This is a genomic window from Parafrankia elaeagni (assembly GCF_000374165.1).
Classification (GTDB): Bacteria; Actinomycetota; Actinomycetes; order Frankiales; family Frankiaceae; genus Parafrankia; species Parafrankia elaeagni.
The window spans coordinates 15481-39157 of record NZ_KB893712.1 but is presented as its reverse complement, the minus strand read 5'-3'; the positions used below and the strand labels follow the sequence as shown (position 1 = coordinate 39157).

The window sequence follows — 23677 nt, the reverse complement described above, 5'->3', positions numbered from 1 at the left end:
ACGTCGATCAATCAGTGAGACGGGGGCGTCGATGCCGGTTCCGTATCCACAGACGCGCGAGTTCGAGGCGTTCCGGCGGAACATCGAGTACGCGAGGAAGATGGTCCGTGCCGGGCAGAGCCTGGCGGCCTTCCAGTCTCCCGTCTTCGACATCGGCGACTTCTACCGTGCGGCGTGGGTACAGGCGGTCAGCGCCATCGACCACTGGTTCCACGAGGAGTTGTACCGACGCGTAGCTGAACTGGCCGGCCAGGACAGTCCCGGGATGCCGTACCAGCTCACCCGCTTCGAGCTGCCGTTGCAGCAGGTCGAGGAGATCCGGCGCGGCACCGTCACGCTCGCGGACGCTGTTTCGGATCACGTCCGGGCGAAGTGGGCGAACGCCTCCCTCCAGAACCCCCGCAAGATCAGCGAAGCGTTGAAGCTGGTCACTGAGGAGAACGTCTGGGCCAGGGCCGCCGCGCAGATCAACGAGTGGAACCACGGCCGCACGGCGATGACCGACCAGGGGTTGAAGAAGCAGTACATCGGCATCACCGAGCGGCGCAACAAGATCGCCCACGATGCGGATCTCGTCGATGGGGACCTGGAGAAGCGCCGGGATATCACTGACGCGGATGTCTCGGACGCCATCGACTGGCTTGAGCGGATCGCCCGCGCGATCGCCACGGTCCTCGGGTAGCGATCAGCTTGTCTTCAGCGCGTTCGCGTTGCCGGCGTAGCCGCCGCGCCTGATCTTGGTATGCGTCGGAGCGACGGACACGGCCGGGCCGTTGACCTGCAGGTTTAGGTTCGCATTAATGCTGGTTGGGTGCACCCAAGCTCGCGATCAAGGCCGTGAGCTGCGAGAACGAGTTCGCGCACGGCCCTGACGGCGGAAGACGACCGCACCGTACGCCACTGGCCACAGCGGCCATTGGCCACCAGACCGGACCGAGGAAGCCCAGGGCAGGCACGCAGTGTACACGACGGCCATGGGCGGTGTCGGTCGCGCCTTGGGTGCGACCCTCGCCGTCGATGCGGGCGGGAGCAGAGCCCGATACGGCAAGACATGTCCGGCCCTCACCGACGACTCCGGGTCGCCCCTTCGAGGATCTTGATGATGTCCTCGACGGAATCGAGGGCGCCGGAGGCGATGCTCACCACGAGGTCGTAGGCCTCATCGTTGGTCAGCGTCAGGCGACGGCCGTTGACACCGTAGAAGGCGATCAGACCGGCAAGCGCGAGCCGCTTGTTCCCATCGACGAGGGCATGATTGCGAGCCAGCGAATGCAGAAGCGCGGCGGCCTTGCCGTCGAGCGTGGGGTAGGCGTCACGACCGAACACCGTCGCCCGCGGGCGCGCGAGAGCGGATTCGAGCAGGCCGTGGTCCCTGACCACCGGTTCGGAGCCGATGGCCCGCCCGGCGATGTACAGCAGTTCGCGAAGCGTCAGGTAGATCATTCGCCGAGCCGGCGGAGCGCCTCTGCGTACCGCGGAAGCTCCTCGTCCAGCACCTGATTCAGCAGCTCCGCCCGGCTGTGCGCCTCGACGTATTCTCGGATCGCCTGCCGAGCGATCTCCTGCATCGACCGCTGTTCCAACTCCGAACGCAGACGCAGAGCCTCTGCCTCGTCATCCGTCAAGCGCAGTGTCATCGCCACCACCCAACGGTATCACCGTTGATACCATCACGGGTCCCGTGTCGTGGTCGCGGCGACCGGTTCCCATCCGATCTTCTTGGCGTTCGCGTTGCCTGCGTAGCCGGACCGCCGGATCTTCGCGTGGACGGGCTCGACGGAAACGGTCGGGCCGTTGACCTGCAGGTTCAGGTTCGCATTAGTGCTGGTTGGGTGCACCCAACAACGCGATCAAGCACCTGACCTGCAAGAACGGGTTCACGCACAGCCCCGAGAGCCGGAGGACGGTCACACGGAGGGCCCCGGTCAGGGATGACCTGGAGGTTCAGGTTCGTTCCCGCCACGCCCTCGCGAGATCGGACTTTCCGGCCGGAGCGATGGTGCGGGTCGGGAGCCGCCGGGGTGTGTGGATGCCTGCGACCGCCGGGTCGTAACGAGACGTCGGGCTTCCCGGGATGGAGACCACGTCGGTGGCAGGGTCGGACGCGGGCAGGGCTCTTACACTGGCTGCATGAGCGTGCGCGAGGAAGCACACCGGCTGCTTGACGCGCTGCCGGAGGACCGGCTATCCGAGGCCGTGGAGCTGCTGCGGCAATGGGCGGCGGTGGAACGCGGCGAGCGCCCCCGTCGTCAGTTCCGCACGACGGCCGTCTTCGACGGCGAACCAGATCTGGGCGAGCATGCCAAGGAGATCATGCGCGAGGCCTGGGGCGACGAGGACCGCCGCAGCGCGTGATCGTCGTCGACACCGGCCCCGTGGTGGCGGTCGCCAACCGCAAGGACGACCACCACGGGCAGTGCGTCGACCTGCTCCAGAACTTTCCCGGGCCACTTCTGCTGCCGGCCCCGCTCCTCTCCGAGATCGGCTACATGCTCTTCAGCCGGGCCGGAGCGAAGGCCGAGGCCGACTTTCTGCGCGACGTGGCGGACGGTGTCTACGAGCTGGTGCCCGTCACACCTGCCGACGCCCATCGGGCCGCCGTTTTGGTCGAACGGTATGCGAGTCTTCCGCTGGGCACCGCCGACGCCTTCGTCGTCGCGGTCGCCGAGAAGTTCCAGGCGGTGCACGTCGCCACGCTGGATCGCCGCCACTTCAGCGTGGTCCGTCCAAGCCACGTCCCCGCTTTCACTCTGCTGCCATAGCCGGCCGCCAGCCAGTTTTCCTGGCGTTCGTGTTGCCGTTGTAACCGGTTCGGCGGATCTTCGCGTGGATGGGTTCCGCCGAGGTGGCCAGTGCCGCCCGAGGCAGCCGTCGCCGGCACCGGACAGCGACCGCCAAAACGGCCAGGCCGAGCAGGAAGGGCCACCGGCTCGCATCACCCAGCGCCCGTTCGACGACGATGACGTCGACAGGCAGGGACAGCAGAAGCCACAGCATCCCGCCTGCCGCAGCTCGTCGCACCTGCCGACGGTACTCAGCCGCCGGCGGCCCGCACTACTGCCGATCGTCATGTCTCCTCGGCCGACGCCGGACGGTCGTTCTGCCGGCCTGCCGGGATACAGCTCGATCCCTTCGACCACACCGAAGACGAGCGAGGTCGCGGTCAGGGAATGGTCTGTGTGCTGATGACGGCGAGTAGCTGCAGCTTCTCGTAGCTTTCGCTGCCGGGCTCGGCAGTGTAGACGAGGAGGCGGTGAGACTGGTCCGGGTCCAGGAGTGTCTGACAGTTGAGTTCCAGCATCCCGACCTCCGGATGCGCGAAGCGCTTGACCTGAGTGGGGCGGATGCCGACCTCGTGGCTGTCCCAGAGTTCGCGGAACTGCTCGCTCTGTTCACGAAGGAGGTCGGCGAGGTGTTCCGCCTTCGATCCTGGACCGCGCAGTGTCGCAACCTCGCGCAGCCCGGCGACGTACACCCGCGAAAGCAGCGCACGCTCCTCTGGTGGATACACCTCGCGGACAGCGGGATCGGTGAACCACCGGTACCCGAGGCTGCGCTGCGAACCGGTGAACCGACCGGCGTCACCAGTGAGCGCGATCCCCATCGGAGTCTGCCGGAGGGTCTCACCGAGTTCGGTGATGATCTCAGCGGGCGTGTCCTGGAGGCGGTCGAAGACGCGCAGGAGACCCGGACCGATGTGATCGCTGGTCGCTCCACGGGCAGGTGGGTTGTTACCCGACAGGCGGAACACATGATCGCGCTCATCCAGCGAGAGATGCAGGCCCTGCGCGATCGACGCGATCATCTGCTCCGAGGGCTGGGGCCCGGTCCCTCGTTCCAGACGAGCGTAGTAGTCGGTCGACATGTGGCAGAGAGCGGCGACCTCTTCGCGTCGCAGGCCGTCGGTCCTCCTTCGCGGCCCGCGTGGCAGTCCGATGTCTTCGGGCTGGAGGGACTCCCGTCTGCGTCGGAGGAACGTCGCCAGTCCAGCGCGATCGATCACAGCGGTGCCCTCGTCAACAGTGGTCCCCTCTTCATCCGCGCCGCCCGGCGATCGGGCTGATTCGTTTCTGCCATCGGGAGGGCGCGACAGCCACGACCTGTCGGTCCACCCCTCACCACCACGGGTCCCCGGTGATCGAGATCAGGCGATCACGGCCGGGCGAGGGATCGGCAATCAGTGGATACGCCAGCCCTGAATCCACTGACGGCCAGGCCTCAGCCTGGTTGCACACGTCGCCCCGCGGCCGATCGCCACAGAACGAAGGAAACCTCATGGTACGCAACACCGACCGGCCCATCCCCGACCTGACCGGCAAGCTCGCCGTCGTCACGGGCGCGAGCGACGGAATCGGGCAGGTGATCGCCGCCCACCTCGCCCAGGCGGGCGCCGAGGTGGTCATGCCCGTGCGATCGGCCGCGAAGGGTGAGAGAGCCGCAGCCCGTATCCGCACTCAGGTGGCAGGTGCGAAGATCTCGACTCGCGCCCTCGACCTGTCGTCGCTGGACTCCGTGGCCGCCCTGGCGGACCAGCTCAAGGGAGAGGGGCGTGCGATCGACATCCTCATCAACAACGCAGGCGTCATGACGCCGCCTCACCGCCAGGTGACGAAGGACGGGTTCGAACTGCAGTTCGGTATCAACCATCTCGGTCACTTCGCGCTCACTCTGGGCCTGCTGCCGCTACTCAGGGAAGGCGGAGCCCGGGTCACGCATCAGACGAGCATCGCCGCGCGAAGCGGCGAGATCAACTGGGCGGACCTCGACTGGAAGACCGACTACGACGCGATGAAGGCCTATGCCCAGTCCAAGATCGCCGTGGCTCTGTTCGCCCGCGAACTCGACGCGCGCAGCCGGGCTGCCGGGTGGGGCATCTCCAGCAACCTCGCCCACCCTGGCATCTCACCCACGAATCTGCTCGCCGCGCAGCCAGGCATGGGCCGGGAGAGGGAGACGGGCGGGCGTCGCCTGATCCGCGTCCTGTCACGCCTCGGCGTCACCGGCACGGTCGCCGGCGCCGCGCTCCCGGCGGTGATGGCCGCGACCGATCCCGCGTCACGCGGCGATCAGTTCTACGGTCCGAAGCGTACGCTCGGCGGCCCGCCCGTTCTGCAGAAGCAGCTGTGGCCCACGATGCGGAGCATGGACGACGCGCGCCGGCTCCAGGAGGCATCCGAGCGGCTGGTCGGCGTGCGGTTCGCCGCCTGACCCTGCCGCGCGGCGCCCCACCGTGCTACGCGGTCCGGCGATGAACGTGATGGATGAGGCGGGCGATCCCGCGATAGGGGTCCCGCGCGCCGGCTGCCCACTCGGCGTCGACGACGGCGTCCACGTCCGGCCCCGGCGGGAGGTCACCGAGATGATCGGTGAAGGTCCTGATCCCGTACCAGGCGAGCGACCGGGATCCGGCGGCGGTGAGGATCGCGGCGACATTCGCCGGATCGTCGCCGGGTGGCAGCTGCACCGCCGGCTGCCGGCCCGGTCCAGCGGCTCCGGCGGTCCCAGCAGGCGCAGCAGGCACAGCGGCTCCGGGCTCGCCGAGCAGCGCTGCGGTGTCCCGCCAGCGGCCCTGCAGTCCCGCGCGCAGCGCGAGCGCCGGGCCGTTCTTGCCGACCACGGAGATGATTCCGCCGGGCCGGGTGAGCTCGACGAGGACGTTCAACAGGGGCGCCGGCTCGGGGACGAACATGATGACGCCGTGGCAGAAGGTGGCGTCCCAGCCGGCCCCCACCAGGCGGGCGGCGTCCCGTCCGTCCCCCTGGACCAGTTCGACGCGCCGCCGGACCGATTCGGGGGCGTCGGCCAGCCCGCGGCGCGCCTCGGCCAGCATCCCCGGGTCGGGCTCGCAGACGGTCACGTCGTAGCCCCGCCGGGCGAACTCCAACGCCTGCACACCGTTCCCGCCGCCGATGTCCAGCAGCCGCGCTGGGGCGGGCGGCAGATGCCCGACCAGCGCGCGGGTGACCAGCCGCTGCCGGACGACTCCCCGCAGCGTCACCGTGTGCGCCACATAGTCGGCCGCGTCCGTGTAGTCCGCCGTGTCCGGGCCGTCGACGACGGCGAGCACCCGGCCCCCGTAGGCGGCCGACTCCCCGTGCCGCGACTCCGGCCGGTGGCCGGCGACCCGCGCCGACGCCTCGTCCGGCGGCCCACCGACCTGCGGCCCGACGACCTGTGGCCCGACGACCTGCGGCTCCCGAAGCTCGGTGCCGGACGCCGACCGGCGGCCCGGAGGCGGAACGGTGGGGTCGACGACGGACGTGCGGCGATCGCTGGCCGGGGACGGCTGCATCAGGCAGTGCTCCTTCTTTAGCTGAGGGCCTGACTGAGGGCCTGTCCCGTTCGGCGGTGCCGCGAACCTCCTCCGTGCCATCCCCGGCATGCTCCCGGTCACTCCGGGCAGCGCGAACGGGCGACGGCCTTCCGCCGGTACCGGCGGCAGCACCCCTCGGCCGGACGATCGAGGGACCCCGCCGGGAGCCTGGCGCCCGGCCTTGGAACCGTACGTGCCCTTCAGCGTGCGGCGAGACTCCCGTCGGCCGCGAGGAGGTCCTGGAGCTCGGCGATGGCCGTCCGCAGATGCCCGGCGAAGGAGTGCATCTCGTCCGCCACGACACTCGGGGTGCTCAGGTAGACGTTGAAGCGGTCCGGCAGCAGCACGTAGGCGATCCCGATGCACTTGTTGCTGGTCGACCCGAATCCGAAGTACTGGATGTGGGTGGACGGCGCCGAGCTCGTGCTCAGGTAGTCGTCCCGGGTGACCAGCCAGCCGGGGGTGTCGAACAGGTCGAGGTGCTCGGTGATCCCCAGTTCCTCGCCGCGGCGGGCCTGGATGAACTGGAGCTCCCAGAGGTGCTGCTCCGGGGCCCGCCCCGCCTGGCAGTCCCGCGCCCGCGCGACGTGCCTGTCGGCCGCGGCCCGCAGCGCCGCCAGCCGGGTGGCCGGGTCGGCGGCCGGGTCGTCCATCACCTGGACGAACGCCTGGATCTCCGGTGTGATGACCCGCATCGCCTCGGTGCGGCCACGCCGGTACTGCCGGGTCGCGATCGACTCGTAGGTGGCGCCGACCAGGCCCTTCGAGCGGTTGTGCGCGAGCTGGTAGGCGAGCTGGACGAACGCGTCCGGCGAGATCCGCAGGCTCTTCGCCCGGTTGGACCCGAAGTCGCTGAACGACAGGGTGGCGGTGGCCGTGGCGGCGGCGTAGGCGCTGAACTCGTCGCCGGCGGCGAGGACGTCCGCGCGCAGGTCGTCGTCCAGCGTGAACGTGATCGGGCGGACGGCGGGCACGCCCTGGGAGCGCGCGCCGGACCGGGCCGAGTGCTCGGCCGCCGGAGCGCCGAGCATGTCGTCGACCAGGCTCAGCACGGTCGTCCCGTCGAGGCCGCAGTGCTCGATGTTGATGCCGGCGCTGCCGTCCGCGAAGACGATGAGGGACACCGACTTGTCGAACCAGCGGTTGCCGCTGTCGCCGTGGAGAAGGTTGTCGCACGCCTCCTTGACGTCGCCGGGTGTGAGGTCGTCGAGGCAGACGCAGAACAGCGCGGTCTCGACGGTGTCGAGGGCGGTCGCGTTGCCCGGGTCACAGGCGAGCAGCGCATCCCGGCTCGTCGCCCAGGCGGCACGGGCCTTGGTGGTGAGCCGGCCGACGGACGTCTCCGGGGCGGCGCGGTCCGCTCCCGCCTTCAGGATCGCGTCCAGACCGCTCTCGAGATCGTCGAGGGTGTGCGGCTGCCCCTCGGGGCCCACCACGTCCATCCGGAACAGGTGACCACGGTGGAAGACCACGATGTGGCGTGCGGTGGAGGGGCCCGGTGACGGCTCGTTGTACGGGGTGCGGACGGTGTCCTGTACCTGCCCGGGGATGCGGGTCGTGGAGAACAGGAAGCGGTTCTGGTCCATCGACAGCGGCTGGCCGCGCTGCATGATCGGCTCGATCGCCTCCGCGTCGAGGCGAAGTTTGTAGTCCAGCGCCGAGGCGATCAGCCCCGCGGCCCGGGCGGCCTGACCGGCGTCGGACTCCTCGAACAGGAAGATGAAGTTCGCGTTCAGCGCGATGCGGTCACGCCGCCCCAGGTAGCGCGAGGCCCAGAACGCGTCGAGCCAGCTGTGCACGCCGGGGGTGGCGTCGTAGCGCTCCAGCTCGGCGTGCAGGGCCCGGCCCGGGCCGCCCGGGCGCGCGAACGCGGCCACCGCCGCCTCGGTGGCCGCGAGCTCGTCCGGGGTCAGCAACGGGGAGCACCACTGCAGGAACCGGGCGCAGGTGTCGTCCAGGCTGGGCAGCGGCACCCGCGGGAGCTGGTCGTCGTTGACGAACGTGCTGGTGGACGACCATTGCGGCCCGGGGTCGCTTACCGCGTCGATTACCGCGGGGCTCGGCTGCCGGGGGCCCGCTGCCGCGGCCCCGGGCGCGTCGCTGCTCGATGGCAGGGCGTTCGGCGTCATACTTGACCTCGGTGGACGTGGGACGGGTAGCCCGACGGCCGTCGGGCTACTGCTGGTGGCTGAGCTGACGCCAGGGATGCCGGTTTCGGAGTGCCGGCGCCGGCGCGGTGCGCGCGGTGGAGGTGCTGCGCGGGCGGGACACGTACAGCTGGGCGTACATCCAGCCGTCGCTCTCCAGACGGTGCGGGTCGATGCCCGCCGTGGTGAGGCTGTCCAGCACAAGCTGCTGTTCCTGCGCGGAGGCGAACCTGCGTTGGCGGAACTTGCGGTCGAGCGTGACCGTCTCGTATCCCCTCTCGCGCAGGCTCGCCCCGATGGCGTCGAACGGGAACATCCGCAGTACGAAATGGGCCATCCACGGTAGCTTTCCGTCAGCCGCCGCGACGGCGTCGAGAACCCGCGAGATGGTTCGTTCGCCAACATAGCCGAGGCAGCCGGTCGAGATGACAAGGTCGGTGCCAGCGAGCTGCTGACGCTGCCGTTCGGTGAGCTCCCCCGTCTCCAGGTCCGCGTGCACGGCGTCGTCGAGGAAGCCTGCGGCGAGAGCGTAGGAGAGGGCTTCGTCCGACACGTCGAGGCCCACGAACACCGTCTCGGGTGACCGGGCGCCGGCCGAGGATCCGTCGGCGCTCTGGTGCCCGGAAGTGGGTAAGGGGGCCACGCTGGTGGAACGGACCAGCTCGCGGTCGCGGGCCAGCAGCTCGTCACGGGAACAGCCCTGGGCCGCGGCCTCCCCGTAGCGTTCGTACAGGCGCTCCAGGGGCACCCCGCAGCGCAGCAGCGCTGGATTGATCCCGTAGGACGAACCGATGTCGAGGACCTTCAACAGCGACGGGTGACGCCCATACGGATCTTCGGACCTGGGGCGGCTCGCCGCGCGGTAGTCGGCCATGGCCTCGGCGAAGTACGGCCGGGCGAGCTCGGGGATCCGGTAGTCGAGCGTGCGCAGCGTCGTGAAGTACGCCCGTGGGTCGGGCTGGTCGTAGATGTGGTCCAGCGAGACTTTGCCAGTGGCATCGAAATGCACAGGTCAGGCTCCTGATCGGGTCGCCGGCTCAGTCCAGCAGGCGGTCGCCCCGGACGCGGGCCGCCTGCCGGGCGGCCTCGAGATGTTCGGGCAGCACCCGGCCGAACAGCTGTTTCGTGCGCGCGACGCTCCCGATGACGCCGGGGCGCTCGCAGTAGGCGAAGATCGCCGAATGGCGGGCGCTGTCCCCTTGGACCGGGCTGACCCGGTGCAGGGAGAAACGGCCCCGGAACAGCTGGAGATCGCCGGGACGAAGCACGAGGCGTTGCACCCGCCGGTCATCCCGGCCGGTAAGGACGTCACGCACGGCTTCGAGGTTCTCGGCTTCGGCGGACCGGATGTCGGGACAGTACTCGAAGATCCCGCCGGCCTCGGACTCCTGGGTCAGCAGGCTCAGCGAGAACTCGTTGGTGTCGAAATGCCAGGGGTGCTCGTCTCCGGGTCGGATCACGTTGAGACACAGCTGCGCCAGTGGGTCCGCCAGCTTGTACAGACGGTCAAGCCCGCAGCAGGCAGCCACGAACCGTTGGAACGACTCACTGGAATACAACCGGCGTATGCCCACACCCTCGGGGACGAGATCGGCTGCGACGAAAGCGTTTCCGCGCCGCAGGACGATACGCCCGGGGTGATCTTCGGGCAGCGACGTCCGCACGTCGATGTTGTAGGCGTTGACGGCCTCGTGCTGGTAGTACGCCGACGGAGCAAGTGCCGCACATTCGGCCCGGAGGGCCTCACGGGCAGCGGGGCGAACGAAGTCGGTGAGGACGCTGCAACCCGTCGTCTCCAGCTCTCGACGGATTCGGGTGACCAGGTCGAGCCAGGCTCCGCCCGCAGGCTGCGCGAGAGGATAACGGTCGGTGTCGACCAGGTCATCCAGGTCATCGGACGGAGCAGAGGACGGAGCAGCGCAGGCCACGCCGCCCGCTGCAGCAGTTCCCGAGCGGCTCACGAGATCCTCCCTGTGCCGGGCGTGCGCACCTCGTCATGGCGCGCCTGACTGGGTTTCCGACATTCTCGCCCCGGTTACCAGCCCGCGAACAGGCCTGTGAGATCCGACACTTTATGCCCTTCCTCTGTAATCAGGGCCCGCAATCACGATTCCTTCTCGACATCGTCATTGGTCAAACCTCGGAGCACCGCCGTCGAGACGGTGGAAGGCGATCAGGCCGGCAGGCACGGATCGCTTGTTCCGGTGGCGAAGGCCCGATCGCGGGCGGTGAATGCAGGAACGCGCCAGACCGTGCCGGCGGCGTCCCGCTCGACGACGAAGGCCTCCTCGCCGACCTCCGGATGATCCGACAGGGTCGCCGTAGGCGAAACCGCGCCTCTCCACCTCGTTCACCGCCCGCACGACGCGGCAGGCGGCCAGCACGCCGATCCCTCCCCAGCCTGCGCGCATCACCACGGTCGCGCCGGTCTCCGCCGCCGGAGCAGTGACCGCCGGTCTGAGGCCGGCACGCCGGTGCATCTCCCAGCTCATGACGATCGCGGCGGCGGTGTCAGTACGAGCTCGCCGTGCCCCAGCAGCACGCGGCGCCGCAGATGCCGGTAGCCCGCGGGCAGGTTGCAGCCCGCGGTCGCCCCATGCTCGGGGTAGGTCAGGTCCGCTCGCCGGTAGTGCGCCGATTCCCGCTCCAGTGACCTGGCGACAACCAGGCGCATCCCGCCAGGATGCCCGTCACGGCACCGCCGGGCGCGGTTACGCTCCGGCCGGTCGACGCATCGGGCGCAATAGTTCGCAAAGACGCGAGATTACCGACATCTGCCGGTCGGGCGGCATTCCCCTCACGGCCGCCATTTTCCAAGGCCAGTTTTACCGACCCCTCGCCGGGTAATCATTTCAACAATAAACATTACCGATGCCCCGGTGAACGCGAGAAAGCACAGAACAGCTGTACACGAGCCTTGTGGCCGAACCTGCGAGGTGATGCTCGGATATGCCCTACCAGAGATGGCACCGTTCCCGGGTCGCGGGCGCAGTTCCGGACGTGCGAGTTCCGGACGTGCGAGTTCCGGGCGTGCGAGTTCCGGGCGACCGGATCACGGGCGGCAGCCGGCCGTCGCCGTCACGACGGCTGGCTGCCGCGGTCGCGTTGTTGTGTGCCGTCGCGGCACTCGCAGTCGTCTTCGAGGCGCTGGCGGACCGGCCGATCGCGCTGCCGGTCTCGATCGCCGCGCTGGCCGTGACGCTGCTCGCCGGCTGGGCGGCGCTGGTCGGGCGGGGTGGTCGCCGAGCGACGGCGACCGTGGGCGCGGCCGTCGCGTTCGGCGGGCTGATCGCCTTCGCGGGCGCAGCCGGTCTGGTGACCGTGCTCGTCATGGCAGCGCTGCTGGCCGTGTCCGGTGTCGCGGCACGCGGTGCCTTCGGCCGGCACCGCCCCAGCGGGACCCGGGTCGGCCCGGCCCGGCATGGCGTCCTGTTCGTGAACACCCGCTCGGGCGGCGGGGCGGCGGGCCGCCACAACCTGGCGGAGGAGGCGGGCCGCCGGGGCGTCGCGGTGGTTCCCCTCACCCCGAACACCGATCTGCGCAGCCTGGCGGAGAAAGCCGTCGCGGACGGAGCCGACGTCATCGGTATCGCGGGTGGCGACGGCTCACAGGCACTGGTCGCCGACGTCGCCCACCGCCACGACATCGCGTTCGTCTGCGTGCCGGCCGGCACCCGCAATCATTTCGCGCTCGACCTCGGACTCGACCGCAGGAATGTCGCCGGCGCACTCGACGCGTTCGGCGAGACCGTCGAGCGACGGGTCGATCTGGGCCGGGTCGGCGACCGGGTGTTCGTCAACAACGTCTCGCTCGGCGTCTACACGGAGATCGTCCAGGCCGACAGCTACCGGGACGCCAAGGCGGGAACCGCGGCCGCCATGCTGCCGGGTCTGCTCGGCCCCGGCAGCGACCCACCCGATCTGCGTTTCACCGGCCCGGACGGCCAGCCGGAACCGACCGCCGACGTCCTGCTCGTCTCGAACAACGCCTACCAGCTGCACAGCCTCGGCGGTCTGGGCACCCGACCACGGCTCGACGGGGGGCATCTCGGCATCACGGCGCTGTGGGTGGACCGTGCGCAGGACGTGCCCACCCTGGTCGCGCTGGAATCGGTCGGCGCCCTCGACCGGTTCCACGGTTTCCGCCAGTGGACGTCGCCGGTGCTGCGGGTCGACGCGGCCACCCCACCAGCGTCGGTGTGGACGGGGAGGCCCTGCGGCTGACACCACCCCTCGTGTTCAGCTGCCTGCCCGCGGCCCTGCGCGTCCGCCTCCCGCCGCAGGCTCCTGGCGTTCCTCCCCCGCGGCCGAGGGTCTGCGCGACCCCGTCCGCCCTGTTGCACATCGCCGCCGGCCGACCCGGAACCTGAGCCCACCAGCCCACCAGCCCACCAGCCCACGAGCCCACCAGCCCACGAGCCCACCCGACTGCACGGCACGAGCCCACGAAAGGTCGACGATGACCGCGGTTCTCTCCCGCCCCACCAGGAACGGTTCCCCGCCGCCGCGGGCAGCCGGACGGGCCCTCGACACGGCCGCGCCGACACCGACCGAGCGCGCGGCCCGGGGGAAGGACGCACGGCGCCGGGCCCCGCGCGGGGGCCATGCACAGTACGACCGGGCGCGGGACCGAGCCGACCCGATCGACGTGATCGAGCGGCAGTCACGGAGCCGCCTGCCCGAGCTCGTTCCCCTCCGTTACCAGCGCATGCTGGAATCGCCGTTCAGGTTCTACCGGGGCGCCGCCGCGATCATGGCCGCGGACCTCGCCGCGACACCGACGTCCGGGATCGGCGTCCAGCTCTGCGGCGACGCGCACATGCTGAACTTCCGGCTGCTGGCGTCCCCCGAGCGGCGCCTGGTGTTCGACATCAACGACTTCGACGAGACCCTGCCCGGCCCCTGGGAATGGGACGTGAAACGGCTCGCCACCAGCCTGGTCATCGCCGGGCGCGCCAACGGGTTCCGCCCGGCCGCACGACGCGGGATCGTCACCGCGGCGGTCGGGGCGTACCGCATGTGGATGCACCGGTTCGCGGCGATGGCCAATCTCGACGTCTGGTACGCGCATGTGGACGTCGACGAGCTGACCGCCCGGTTCGCGGACGTCCTCGGCCGGCGGGAATCCAGGCGTCTGTCCCGGGCGACGACGCGCGCCCGGTCGCGTGACCAGCTGAAGGCGTTCGCCAAGCTGACCGAGGTGGTTGACGGCGCACGGCGCTTCGTCTCCGATCCGCCGCTGCTCGTCCCGGTCGGCGAGATGCTCGACGGGGGCGAGCGTGACCTGATGATGGGGTGGCTCGGCTCCGTCGTCGACCGGTACTCCTCCACCCTGTCGACCGATCGGCGCTCGCTGCTCGCCCAGTACCGGCTCGTCGACGTCGCGCGCAAGGTCGTCGGTGTCGGCAGCGTCGGCACTCGTTGCTGGGTCGCCCTGCTGCTCGGCCGGGACGACGGCGACCCTCTCCTGCTGCAGGTCAAGGAGGCTGGAACGTCGGTCCTCGCCGAGCACCTGCCCGGGAGCGCCTACGACAACCAGGGTGAGCGGGTGGTCGCCGGGCAACGGCTCATGCAGGCGACCAGCGACATCTTCCTCGGCTGGCAACGCGTGGATGGCCTCGACGGGCGCCGGCGCGACTTCTACCTGCGGCAGCTGCAGGACTGGAAGGGCGTCGCGATGACGGAGAACATGGTCCCGGCGGGCATGGCCCTGTTCGGGCGGCTGTGCGCCGGCACCCTCGCCCGCGCCCACGCACGGTCGGGCGACCGCATCGCCATCGCGGCCTACCTCGGCACCGGCGGGGCGTTCGACCGAGCGGTGGCGCAGTTCGCCGAGGCCTACGCCGACCAGAACGAGGCCGACCACGCCGCGCTGGCAGCGGCGGCCCGCACCGGCCGGGTCATCGTCACCGCTCGCTGACCGTCTTCGCCAGGAACGGGGCAAAACGCACGCCCTGGTGGAAAGGGGCCACCGGCGGGTGTACCGACCTCGACGCCGGCGCCGTCATGGCGGGGAAGCACGGTCCAGATCGGCATGCCACGGTTCGCCCAGTACTCCGCATCGGTCTGGATACGCGCCGCGAGAGCGACAAGTTCGCCGCGGGTGTGCGGCGCGTCCCGGAACACGACGGGGGTGTCGCCCGCCACGGCTCGCACGGCGTCGTCCAGGTCTCCGCCGGGGCGGCGGTAGACAACCAGCGTCGCGCCGGACACCTCGATCCCCGCGTACTGCTCGGGGTGTCGCGAGCCGGCCTCTTCCCGGCGAGCGGCGACAGCGGCGACAGCGGTGTCTGCCGGCATGGCCGGTGTCTGACCAGCCGGCCGGGGGTCGGGTGGAGGGCTGCTCTGCGCCGGGTCTCCCGATGCCCCCGGGTCGGTGGGCGGCCGCTGGGCACAGGCCGCGGCGGTCAGCACCAGCACGGCCACTGCGGCCCCCAGTACTCGCTGCCGACCGACCATGCCGGCGGCCCCTCTCTGCCGCGGAAACAGACGTGCACATTCTTTGTGACTGGTCCTGGTGGCTGCGGTGGTCGCGACCCTGGCCCACGAAAACGGGTTCCCCGGCCGTGACAACACGGCCGGGAAACCTTTCGTTGACTTTTCCTTTACCAGAGGTTGGCGCCGTAGGCCACGCTGTAGTAGGCGATGCTGTCGGCGATCGGGAAGTGCCACGAGATGGTCGGCTGGCCGATCGCCGAGCCACAACGCAGGCCCGTCCCGTAGAGCACGGCACCGCTGGTGACACCCTCGGCCCGGTTCGGGGCGCCGGGCGCGTAGTTGGCGCCACCCGAGTCGCCCTTCTCGACGCAGGCCGAGCGCCGGGTCAGACCGTAGACCGTGTTGACACCGTCGAAGGTGACCGTCTCGTCCTTGCCGGTGATGTTGCCACAGGTCATCTTCGTCTTCACACCGGACTTGCAGACGTAGGTGCCGACGGGGGCGTCGGTGTAGCCGGTGATGTTGATGAATCCACCGTTGGACGGGTTGGTGTCGACCCAGGGGCCCTGGATCCAGTAACCCGGGTTGGTGGCCTCGACGAGTGCGTCGTCATAGGTCAGGAACCAGCGTGACACCACCTTCCCGAAAGCGGAGCCGCCCTGCCCGGTCACCGTCTGGTTCAGACTCACGCAGTGGCCGGCGGTCAGAAGGTAGCCCTTCCCGGTCGTGGGGTTGCGCAGGTTGAACCCGGCGGAGCAGGAGCCGCCGTTGATCTGGTCGCCTCCGTCCATGTAGTCGGCCGTTGTGGTCGGCGCCGCAGGCAGGTACTCGGTACGCACGGCGTCGCCGTACCTGGTCAGGTTCTCCTGGGCGCGGCGGCTCAGCCTGTCCCTGCCCACGGAGACGACGACGCTGTTGGTCGTCGGATCGATGTGCCAGCCCGCCAGGCCCTGGACAGCAGCCTGCGGCTTTCCGGCCGCCGTCCTGGTGCCGGCCTTCTCGGGCGCCCTGCCGGCGAGGGTGTCGAGCTCGGTCGCGATGGACTCCAGCGCGGCATAGCTGCGCGCGACGACCTTGGGCGTTGCGCCCAGCTCGGTCACCTGCGCCGCGCTGGCTTCGGACGTGACGCCCACGACCAGCCGGCCGGACTGGGCGTCGAACCAACTTCCGCCGAAGCTCGATCCAAGCTTGCCACGCACCTGGCCGTCGACCTCGATGGCCTTCGCCTGCTGGGCGGGGAAACGACGTCGACGCCGCGGTGTTCCCGGTAGTCGCGGGACGCAGCGTATCCGCGACGGATGAAACAGCGAGGGAGACGGAGCTGGAGTTATTCAGTCGGATCGCGGACAGTTTCCGGTCATATCGGTGAGCTTTTTTTCGATCTCGGCGAGTGCCCTGAAAATGACTTTTTGCCGGGTGCGCGTTTCTCGCCCTGGTGTCGATGTCCAGCACGTTCCAGAGCCAGGCCGAGTTGCCTGCGGCGGATCTCCCACGCCCTGATGTCCCTGTCACTGCGCGGGCTGGTGACGACCGGCAGTGATCGAGCCCGCCGAACCGAGAGCCCCTCCTCCGAGGGGCGGTGGTTCGTGCTGCATCACACGGCGGAGATCCTCCGGCACGCCTCGCTCGTCGTCACCCGTGGCGGCCGCGGCCCCCTGGTGCAGGCATTTGCAGCCGGGGTGCGGGTCACGGGTCACGGGTCACGGGTCACGGAGTGAAGATGCCGCCAGGCACATCGAGGACCGAAACTGTCCGCGATCCCGGGGATAGTGAGCTCATGATCTACCAGACCTGGAACCCCCTGCTACGCGACCAGATCGCCACGCACTGGGACGACCAGCTGCGCGATCGCCTCGACGGGCTCACCGACGACGAGTACTTCTGGGAACCCGGGCCGGGCTGCTGGAACGTGCGCCCGCGCGGCACCGGCTCCGCGCCGGTCCAGGGCGGGTCCGGCGCGATGACCATCGACTTCGCGGTGCCGGCGCCCGACCCGTCTCCGTTCACGACGATCGCCTGGCGGCTCGGGCATGTCATCGTCGGGGTGCTCGCGATGCGCAACGCGGCGCACTTCGGGGGCCCGCCCACCGACTACTTCTCGTTCGAGTACGCCCCGACGGCAGCTGCGGCGCTCGCCCAGCTCGACACGGAGTACGCCCGGTGGCTGGCCGGAGTCGAGTCACTGAAGGAGGCGGGCCTCGCACGGCCGTGTGGCGAGGCGGAGGGGCCGTATGCGGAGTATCCGCTGGCCGCCCTGGCGCTTCACATCCACCGTGAGCTGATCCACCATCTGGCCGAAGTGTGCCTGATCCGTGACCTTTACCAGCTCACCGGACAACCGACCACGACCACGATGGCGACCCGGCAGGAGGCGAGCTGACGATGGCCCGCGGTATGCAGATCACGTTCGACTGCGCCGACCCAGCCAGGCTGGCGGCATTCTGGGCCGAGGCGCTCGGCTACCGGCTGCAGGACCCGCCCGCCGGCTTCGAGTCGTGGGAACAGGCCCTGGAGGCGATGGGCGTGCCGCCCGGGAGCCGTAACGACGCCTCGGCGGTGGTCGATCCCTCGGGTTCCGGGCCACGGTTGTTCTTCCAGCGGGTGCCGGAGCCCAAGCAGACCAAGAACCGCGTGCATCTCGATGTGCGGGCCGCCCCCGGGCTCGACGGGGAGGCACGGATGGCGGCGCTGGAGGCGGCGGCCGAACAACTCGTCTCCCACGGCGCCACCCGGCTCCGACGCCACGAGCCTGCTCCCCCGCTCGGCGCCGGTCACATTGTGATGGCCGATCCCGAGGGCAACGAGTTCTGTCTGGACTGACAGACGTGAACACCACCACAGCCGCGATACACCGCGTGACTGCCTGCTGCCTTCGTGCGGCGGGATCCGCATCGGCTCCCACCGCACGAAGGCAGCACCTCCGGCAGCCGCTCAGCCGCTCAGCCGCTCAGATTACGATGAGATGCAGACCGTGGATGTCGGCTTCGAGTCCGGAGAAGGTCGGGCCCCCCTGAGCCGACTGCGCGAATGCCGCGAACTCACCGGGTACGGCCACGACGACGGTCCCGCACTTCCCCAGAATCTCCTCAAAAATTGATTGAATTCGCGCGAATTCAACCCTGGTGTGCCCGACCCGCACCAGGCAGGCGCGGCCATCGCCCAGGCGCGCTATTCCGTCGGGGACGTGTTCGCCGGCCGTGACCCGGGACTGGTTCTCCGCCCGCCATTGCCGTTCGCTGAGCCAACCGTCGACGTCCAGGCCGGCGACGCCGTCGCGCTCCAGACGCAGCCGGGCGCGGGCCACCATCGCGTGGTGGACAGCGGTGGTGGCCGCGCTCTGTGCCACCACCGGCGAGACCCTCTCACTGGTACTGACGAGCTGGTCACCGTCCGAAGTCAGTCAGACGAGGCGGCCCTGATTGGCCAGCACGGGCTCGGCGTACGCAACCCCTGCGCTCGCCCACCTGGTCACGATCGAGCGCGCCGCGTTCGTCGAGATCGGCCGAGCGGGATCGAGGACGTCGGGCAGATCGTTTTCGAAGACCGCGTACATATCGAAGATCCACTCGAGGGCACGCAGATCACGCGTGTTAAGACGGACCTTCCCCCGATCGGCTCTCGTCCTGGGTAGCTGGCGGCAGTTTGTTGTGATCGACAGTTCGTGGTCCGCGATCTATGGGGGTAGATAGAGGTAGAGCCGGTGTCCGGAGAGGGGTGTGCAAGAACAACGGCACTCCCAACCGACGTGGCGAACCAGCCTGACGGCGCGGACCAGCCCGTGGCAGCGAGCCACTCGAACTCCGCGAGTGCGGCCAGCTCCGCCAGCCCGTCAGACGGCGCGACACCCGCGGCCGACAGGAATCCGCCGATCGCGCTGCCCCGGCAACGGGGTGGCGAGCTGGAGGCGGGCCCACCCGACCTGTCCGACCCGCCCGAACTGTCCGTCAATGCCGTCGGGAAGCGACAGCCCGGTAGCAGCGCGCCCGGCAGAAACGGCCGGTGATTTCCGCAGCCGCGGCCAGGTCCAAACACCAGATGTTGACGTGGACGTCGAAGGTTGCGAACATCCAAGCTCACCTGGTTACTCGATGAATCGCAGCCCAGCCCGGCCGCCTGATACCTGCGGCGCGGCACACCGCTTTGGTGGCGACACGGCTGCGCTACCACGAGATGGGACACCACGTGCGAAAATCCAGAATCTCGCCCTCTGCCCCCGGCGGCGACCCGGAGCAAAAGCGAACGCCCCGCCCGCGCTCCCGATTCCTGTCCGGCCGCCCTGCCTTACCTTCCTCACCTGTCTTATCCGCCTTACCTGTCGTCGCCGGGTTGGCGGCCCTTCTGCTCCTCGCCGGCGCCTGCGGCGGCGATGACACGAACGAGCGGGAGAACCCTTCGACCGGCGACGCCGGCACCGCCGCCGCGGTGCTCGGCCCGGCCGCCGCGGCAACGGGTGAGCCCGTCCGGGTCGGGCTGATCTCGGATGGCAGGAGCCCGGTCAGCGACACCTCGATCGAGGGGCGCGTGGCGGAGGCGACCGTCAAGTATCTCAACGAGCACCGTTCCGGGATCGCGGGCCGCCCGATCAGGCTGATCGCCTGCGAGTCGCTGGCGGACCCGGGGAAGAGCGCGGACTGCGCGAACCGCATGATCGAGGAGAATGTCGTCGCGGTCATCGCCGGGTCGCTGGCCGCGCCGGAGGGCGTCTGGAAACCACTGCACGACGCGCAGGTACCCGTGATCTTTCCGGTGGCGACCGGCTCGGCACTGCTGGGTGACAGCGACTCGACCTTCGTCATGACCGACCTGATCTTCCCGTATGTCACTCTTCCCATCCAGCTGGCGAAGGACAACCGGGTATCGAAGGTGACAATGGTCGTCGTCGACGTCCCGTCCGCCGTGAGCGTGTCGAAGGTGCTCGCACCCCCGCTGTTCGAACAGGCCGGTATCGACTTCGACAGCGTGGCGATTCCTCCGGGCACCGCCGACATGACGCCTCAGATGCAGCGCCTCGCGTCCGATGACCCTGGAATCGTTCACATCGTGGGCCCGGACGCGTTCTGCATCAGTGCACTGAACGGCCTGCGGGCGGTCGGGTTCACCGGCCATGTCAGCGGCATCTCGCAGTGCATCAGCGATGCGACCCGGACCGCCGTGCCCGGGGACATGCTCGACGGCATGGCCGTCGCGGCCTCGGTTCCCGTCGGGGCCGACAATCCGTCCACCCGGCTGTACGACACGGTCTCGAGCTCCTACGGCTCCGGCATCGACACCAGCAGGACATCAGGAATGATCATGTTCCTGGCGGTCACGGGTCTGCAGGCCGCGCTTGAGGGGATCTCCGGAGAGATCACCCCGGCCACGGTCACCACTACCGTCAGATCCATGCCGGAGAAGGACCTCCCCGGCGCGACCGGACTGCGTTTCCGGTGCAACGGCAAGGCCTATCCGTCGACGCCGGCGGTATGCGTCCGCGGCGGCCTGCTCACCATCCTGGACGACGAGGGCCAGCCCACCGCGTACAGGCCGATCGGCACCTCACCGATCGAGGACTGACCAGAACCGGGCAGGGAACCAGCTCTGCGACAGCGGTCCCGGGCCGGCGCCGTGCCGCCCGGGACCGCCGCGCTCAGGTCACGCCGTGCTCAGGTCACGCCGTTACTTGCTGATCCAGATCTCCTCCGGGAGGAGTGAACCGAGCCCGTACTGCTGGAAACCGCCGACGTCCCTGGATCCGATCGTGCCGAGCGGCCCGCGGGCGAGGAACAGCGCGGGCGCCAGCTCGATCAGTCGGTCCTGCACCGTGTCGTAGGCCCGGGCCCGTTCCCCGTCGGACGTCGCGGTGCGTCCGGCCAGCAGGGCCGTGTTCAGCTCCGGGTCGTCGATGCCCGGAAGATTGGCCGGAGAACTGCCGAGAAAGGCCGTCGGCAGTCGCGGGTCCGGATCCTGGAACAACGCCGAGGTAATCACCGCGTCATAGTCGTGGGATGTCCGCAGCGCGGCGAACTCGGCGATTTCTATTATTCGTGGCTGGAAACTGACGTTCTGGTAGCTGGCGAGCTGCGCCTGGAGGTTCTCCGCCATCTTCCGGTTCTCGGAGTTCGGCGTGGTGGTAAAGGTGAATGACAGCGGCTTTCCATCGGCGGCGAGTTCGTCGAGGAGACGCTGGGCACCCTCGCGGTCAAACTTCTGGAGCGGCTTGTCCGCGTGGAAGGGTGATGCCTCGGAGAACAGGGAGTCCGTCATCCGGGCGGTGCCGTTGTAGACGGCGAGATTGAGCGCCTCCAGGTCGATTGCCTTCACGAAGGCCTGCCGCGCGCGGATGTCGTCGAACGGGGCCCTGCGCATGTTGAGTGCCGCGAAGAGACCGCCGCTCGCCTCGAGGAAGTTCGTCGCCAGACCAGCCTTGTCCGCCTTGTCCAGGTTCACCCAGCTCGAGTCGATCGCGATGTCCGCCCCACCGGTGATCAACGTGTTGTAGCGCTGGTTGTTGTCCAGGGCCGCCCGCAGCACCAGGCTGTCGAGGTACGGCTTCGGCGCGTCCCAGTAACGCGGGTTGCGGGCCAGCCGGATGTCGGCCTGGCGGGTCCAGGAACGCAGCGTGAACGGTCCCGCGCCGATCGGTCTCTCGTCGAAGGCCCGGCCGCCTGCCTGCAACGCCGCCGGTGAGGCGATCCAGTTCAGCGCCGTGGTCACGACCGCTTCGGAGTACTTCGGGATTGGGCTGGCCAGGGTCGCCCGGAGCGTCACGGCGTCGACCACCTCCGAGGAGGCGATCATCGATGCCTCCGCCCGGTTGACGGAGCCGAGCGCCGGGTCCTTGATCCGGTCCCAGTTGAACTTCACGGCCGCGGCGTCCAGCGGGGAGCCGTCCGAGAAGACCAGCCCTGGTCGCAGTTTCAGTTCGAAGGTGGCGCCGCCGTCGGCGGACTCGAACGACTCGGCCATCGAGGGGTGCAGCACGCCTTTTTCGTCATTGACCAGCAGTGTGCCGTACAGTGCGTTCCCCAGCAGTGCGCCGGAGGCATAGGCGTTGCCCAGTGCGGCGGGATCCAACGTACGCGGATCATTCAGCAGGAGGACCCGCCCTTCCCCGCCTGACACCGGGGCTCCCGTCGCACCCCCCGCGCCGCCTCTCGGATCATCGCCGCCACCACCGCAGGCTCCCAGAAGGAGTAGCACGGAACTCGCCGCAGCGGTTACGAGTAATCGCGTTCCACGGATCATCGTCGGACCCTTTCGTGACATCATCCATCAGCTGCGGGAACCACTCGGCTACCGGGCGTCGCCACGGAGCCGCGCCATGCCGGAACGGACGATCTCCTGGCAGCAGTGCTATCTACGCCCGGCCGGACTCCCGTAGGGATTATTTTCCCCTGCCCGCAGCGTGGGAGGTGCCAATTTGCTCAGATCACGAAGAACTCGTCGATGACAGGGCGGGCTCCTCCATCTCGACGCCGTGCTGGGCGCCAGCGGAGGCCGGCGGGCCGGCGCCTCTCCCCCGCGGCCATCGATTGCATCCGCTGATTGCGACACAACCCAATTCCATCACGCAGAGCACACAACCAGAACGCATTGGTCACACTCCGAACGGGTCTTTGTCGGGCAGGGCGTCAGTTCGACGTCAAGGATCGCGAGCATCGCCCGGTGACCGCCGGCGTGATGTCACGGACGGTCACCAGGCGAGCGAGACGCCGCGCCGCCGCCCGCAGTCTCCGGAAGGAGCAGAGAATCGGTGATCACCGACGACGTGGCTGCCGCGGTCCTCGACTCGTTGCCGTCCCGCATCGCCGTACTCGGGCCCGACGGTACGGTCATCCGTCTCAACGACGCCTGGCGCCGAAGCGCCGCGGCGGGTCTTGTCGTGGTCCCTGTCCGACCCGGTACCAGCTGGCTCGCGGCCTGCGAGGCCGGCGCCCAGGGAAGCTCACCGCTGCGCGCACTCGGCGCGCTGACCCGGCGGATGCTGAACTCCCGCCGCGATCATGGGCATATCGAACTGCCCGTGACGACACCTCGCGGGGAACGCTGGGTCGACGTCCGGATCCGGCCGCTCAGCAGGGGGGATGGCCTGGTCGTGGTGGCCGACGACGTCACCGAACGCCACGACCACGAGAAGGCCCTGCGGCATCGCGCCACCCACGATCCGGTGACCGGGCTACCGAACCGCTCAGCTCTCCGTGATCTGATCGACGCCGCGCTCGGCACGCGACCGGCAGAGGGCGACGACGTCGGCCTGTTGTTCCTGGATCTCGACGAGTTCCGCCTGGTCAACCGCAGATTCGGCTACGCGGTCGGCGACGCGGCGCTGCAGGCCGCAGCCCGCCGCTTCCAGGAGGCCGTCAGCTCTGAGGGCGTGCTCGGCCACTGGGGCGGCGACCAGTTCGTCGTCGTGACGACCAGGACGTCCCGGCCGGCGGCGATGGTCCTGGCGGACCAGTTGAGCTCCTGCCTGGCCGAGCCGCTGGAGGCCGACGGCCGGGACGTACGGATCACGGTCAGTGTCGGGCTCGCGTTCGGGAGCACGCTCCGTTCCGGGCCGGACATCGCACCACCGCCCGGCGAGGACGCCCCCGCGGCGTCGCCACCGCTGGACCCGTCGGTGCCTCCACCGCCGGACGCGATGGCCCTGGTGAGGATGGCCGGCGAGGAGATCGTGCGGGCGCGGGCGCGCAGCCAGGGCCCACTCACCGCACGTTCCGGCCCGCCACAGCCGCCGGAATCCGACAACTCCATATAAAAAATTACAGAGAGCAGCAGATCCGTTTCGGGTTGTATCGTG

At 69.5% G+C, this 23677-nt stretch carries 27 protein-coding genes and 1 pseudogene; 11 read left to right on the top strand and 17 right to left on the bottom strand.

All coding sequences use genetic code 11. The features are described 5' to 3' along the window. The first annotated feature begins 31 nt into the window (after positions 1-31). Positions 32-682, top strand: coding sequence for a hypothetical protein (locus tag B207_RS0107750; RefSeq protein WP_018635951.1), 651 nt, complete (start codon positions 32-34; stop codon positions 680-682). A gap of 380 nt (positions 683-1062) precedes the next feature. On the opposite strand, the gene B207_RS0107745 is transcribed toward B207_RS0107750, so the two are convergent. From B207_RS0107745 to B207_RS40540, 3 genes are read right to left on the bottom strand one after another with little or no spacing between them, the layout of a single operon-like run. Continuing rightward, positions 1063-1443 carry a type II toxin-antitoxin system death-on-curing family toxin gene (locus tag B207_RS0107745; RefSeq protein ID WP_018635950.1) on the bottom strand — a complete coding sequence of 127 codons (381 nt, stop codon included), beginning with the start codon at positions 1441-1443 and terminating at the stop codon, positions 1063-1065. Further along, entirely contained in the window at positions 1440-1637 is a 198-nt protein-coding gene (locus B207_RS0107740; protein WP_035740271.1) for a ribbon-helix-helix protein, CopG family, read from the bottom strand. Before B207_RS0107740 ends, B207_RS0107745 begins: the two co-directional genes overlap by 4 nt. 33 nt (positions 1638-1670) lie before the next feature. After that, positions 1671-1838, bottom strand: a complete 168-nt coding sequence (locus B207_RS40540; protein WP_018635948.1) for a hypothetical protein — start codon at positions 1836-1838, stop codon at positions 1671-1673. 292 nt (positions 1839-2130) lie between these two features. Here B207_RS40540 and B207_RS0107730 point away from each other — a divergent pair, with 292 nt between their 5' ends. Together B207_RS0107730 and B207_RS0107725 are read left to right on the top strand one after the other, a co-directional pair. After that, positions 2131-2355 (top strand): hypothetical protein, encoded by a 225-nt coding sequence (locus B207_RS0107730; RefSeq protein ID WP_026310804.1) that lies wholly within the window; start codon positions 2131-2133, stop codon positions 2353-2355. Continuing rightward, entirely contained in the window at positions 2352-2762 is a 411-nt protein-coding gene (locus B207_RS0107725) for a type II toxin-antitoxin system VapC family toxin (RefSeq protein ID WP_018635946.1), read from the top strand. The genes B207_RS0107730 and B207_RS0107725 overlap by 4 nt, the downstream gene beginning before the upstream one ends. Here B207_RS0107725 and B207_RS40535 read toward each other — a convergent pair. Both B207_RS40535 and B207_RS0107715 read right to left on the bottom strand, forming a co-directional pair. Further along, positions 2746-2997 (bottom strand): hypothetical protein, encoded by a 252-nt coding sequence (locus B207_RS40535; protein WP_018635945.1) that lies wholly within the window; start codon positions 2995-2997, stop codon positions 2746-2748. The two genes, B207_RS0107725 and B207_RS40535, sit on opposite strands and share 17 nt — an antisense overlap. A 166-nt stretch (positions 2998-3163) precedes the next feature. Further along, positions 3164-4003: a helix-turn-helix transcriptional regulator gene (locus tag B207_RS0107715; RefSeq protein WP_026310803.1), complete on the bottom strand. Its 840-nt coding sequence runs from the start codon at positions 4001-4003 to the stop codon at positions 3164-3166. A 272-nt stretch (positions 4004-4275) separates the two neighbouring features. Between B207_RS0107715 and B207_RS0107710 the strand changes: the two genes are divergently transcribed. Continuing rightward, complete coding sequence (locus B207_RS0107710; RefSeq protein WP_018635942.1) at positions 4276-5208, top strand: SDR family oxidoreductase; 933 nt, start codon at positions 4276-4278, stop codon at positions 5206-5208. A 25-nt stretch (positions 5209-5233) separates the two neighbouring features. Here B207_RS0107710 and B207_RS0107705 read toward each other — a convergent pair whose 3' ends face one another. The 7 genes and pseudogenes from B207_RS0107705 to B207_RS41170 all read right to left on the bottom strand — a co-directional run bounded on the left by B207_RS0107705 (position 5234) and on the right by B207_RS41170 (position 11134). Continuing rightward, entirely contained in the window at positions 5234-6292 is a 1059-nt protein-coding gene (locus tag B207_RS0107705) for a methyltransferase domain-containing protein (protein WP_018635941.1), read from the bottom strand. 221 nt (positions 6293-6513) lie between these two features. After that, positions 6514-8442 (bottom strand): choline/carnitine O-acyltransferase, encoded by a 1929-nt coding sequence (locus B207_RS0107700; protein WP_018635940.1) that lies wholly within the window; start codon positions 8440-8442, stop codon positions 6514-6516. Between the two features lie 46 nt (positions 8443-8488). Then, positions 8489-9469 carry a hypothetical protein gene (locus B207_RS0107695; protein ID WP_018635939.1) on the bottom strand — a complete coding sequence of 327 codons (981 nt, stop codon included), beginning with the start codon at positions 9467-9469 and terminating at the stop codon, positions 8489-8491. A 28-nt stretch (positions 9470-9497) separates the two neighbouring features. Next, complete coding sequence (locus B207_RS0107690; RefSeq protein ID WP_018635938.1) at positions 9498-10388, bottom strand: HalD/BesD family halogenase; 891 nt, start codon at positions 10386-10388, stop codon at positions 9498-9500. 245 nt (positions 10389-10633) lie between these two features. Then, positions 10634-10774 (bottom strand): DUF1990 family protein, encoded by a 141-nt coding sequence (locus tag B207_RS42285; RefSeq protein ID WP_268258195.1) that lies wholly within the window; start codon positions 10772-10774, stop codon positions 10634-10636. 64 nt (positions 10775-10838) lie between these two features. Beyond that, positions 10839-10940 (bottom strand): annotated as a pseudogene (locus B207_RS42280) (DUF1990 domain-containing protein); the annotation flags it as partial. A gap of 8 nt (positions 10941-10948) precedes the next feature. Continuing rightward, positions 10949-11134 carry a DUF1990 family protein gene (locus B207_RS41170; protein ID WP_018635937.1) on the bottom strand — a complete coding sequence of 62 codons (186 nt, stop codon included), beginning with the start codon at positions 11132-11134 and terminating at the stop codon, positions 10949-10951. Positions 11135-11409: 275 nt separating this feature from the next. On the opposite strand from B207_RS41170, the gene B207_RS33005 reads away from it, so the two are divergent. Then, complete coding sequence (locus B207_RS33005) at positions 11410-12684, top strand: diacylglycerol/lipid kinase family protein (protein ID WP_230204899.1); 1275 nt, start codon at positions 11410-11412, stop codon at positions 12682-12684. Positions 12685-12919: 235 nt separating this feature from the next. Continuing rightward, on the top strand, positions 12920-14380 hold the full coding sequence (locus B207_RS0107675) for a DUF2252 domain-containing protein (protein ID WP_018635936.1): 1461 nt from the start codon (positions 12920-12922) through the stop codon (positions 14378-14380). Here the strand turns inward: B207_RS0107675 and B207_RS0107670 are convergent. Together B207_RS0107670 and B207_RS0107665 are read right to left on the bottom strand one after the other, a co-directional pair. Then, the gene (locus B207_RS0107670; protein WP_154675200.1) at positions 14299-14919 is read right to left on the bottom strand and encodes a ribosomal L7Ae/L30e/S12e/Gadd45 family protein; all 621 of its coding nucleotides are present in this window, start codon (positions 14917-14919) and stop codon (positions 14299-14301) included. The two genes, B207_RS0107675 and B207_RS0107670, sit on opposite strands and share 82 nt — an antisense overlap. Positions 14920-15065: 146 nt before the next feature. Beyond that, entirely contained in the window at positions 15066-16097 is a 1032-nt protein-coding gene (locus tag B207_RS0107665; RefSeq protein ID WP_018635935.1) for a S1 family peptidase, read from the bottom strand. 300 nt (positions 16098-16397) lie between these two features. Here B207_RS0107665 and B207_RS0107660 point away from each other — a divergent pair, with 300 nt between their 5' ends. The 3 genes from B207_RS0107660 to B207_RS0107650 are packed head-to-tail and all read left to right on the top strand — an operon-like array spanning position 16398 to position 17718. Then, positions 16398-16616, top strand: a complete 219-nt coding sequence (locus tag B207_RS0107660; RefSeq protein WP_018635934.1) for a hypothetical protein — start codon at positions 16398-16400, stop codon at positions 16614-16616. A 59-nt stretch (positions 16617-16675) separates the two neighbouring features. Beyond that, entirely contained in the window at positions 16676-17278 is a 603-nt protein-coding gene (locus B207_RS0107655; protein WP_018635933.1) for a DinB family protein, read from the top strand. 2 nt (positions 17279-17280) lie between these two features. Next, positions 17281-17718, top strand: coding sequence for a VOC family protein (locus B207_RS0107650; RefSeq protein WP_018635932.1), 438 nt, complete (start codon positions 17281-17283; stop codon positions 17716-17718). A gap of 127 nt (positions 17719-17845) precedes the next feature. Here B207_RS0107650 and B207_RS41165 read toward each other — a convergent pair whose 3' ends face one another. Continuing rightward, on the bottom strand, positions 17846-18247 hold the full coding sequence (locus tag B207_RS41165; protein ID WP_018635931.1) for a hypothetical protein: 402 nt from the start codon (positions 18245-18247) through the stop codon (positions 17846-17848). 51 nt (positions 18248-18298) lie between these two features. Next, positions 18299-18451: a hypothetical protein gene (locus B207_RS41160; protein ID WP_018635930.1), complete on the bottom strand. Its 153-nt coding sequence runs from the start codon at positions 18449-18451 to the stop codon at positions 18299-18301. A 773-nt stretch (positions 18452-19224) separates the two neighbouring features. Between B207_RS41160 and B207_RS0107635 the strand changes: the two genes are divergently transcribed. Continuing rightward, positions 19225-20451 (top strand): ABC transporter substrate-binding protein, encoded by a 1227-nt coding sequence (locus B207_RS0107635; RefSeq protein ID WP_018635929.1) that lies wholly within the window; start codon positions 19225-19227, stop codon positions 20449-20451. Between the two features lie 102 nt (positions 20452-20553). Here B207_RS0107635 and B207_RS0107630 read toward each other — a convergent pair whose 3' ends face one another. Continuing rightward, positions 20554-22122: an ABC transporter substrate-binding protein gene (locus B207_RS0107630; RefSeq protein WP_084692041.1), complete on the bottom strand. Its 1569-nt coding sequence runs from the start codon at positions 22120-22122 to the stop codon at positions 20554-20556. A 508-nt stretch (positions 22123-22630) separates the two neighbouring features. Here B207_RS0107630 and B207_RS0107625 point away from each other — a divergent pair. Then, positions 22631-23635: a sensor domain-containing diguanylate cyclase gene (locus B207_RS0107625; protein WP_018635927.1), complete on the top strand. Its 1005-nt coding sequence runs from the start codon at positions 22631-22633 to the stop codon at positions 23633-23635. The last annotated feature ends 42 nt before the right edge of the window (positions 23636-23677 follow it).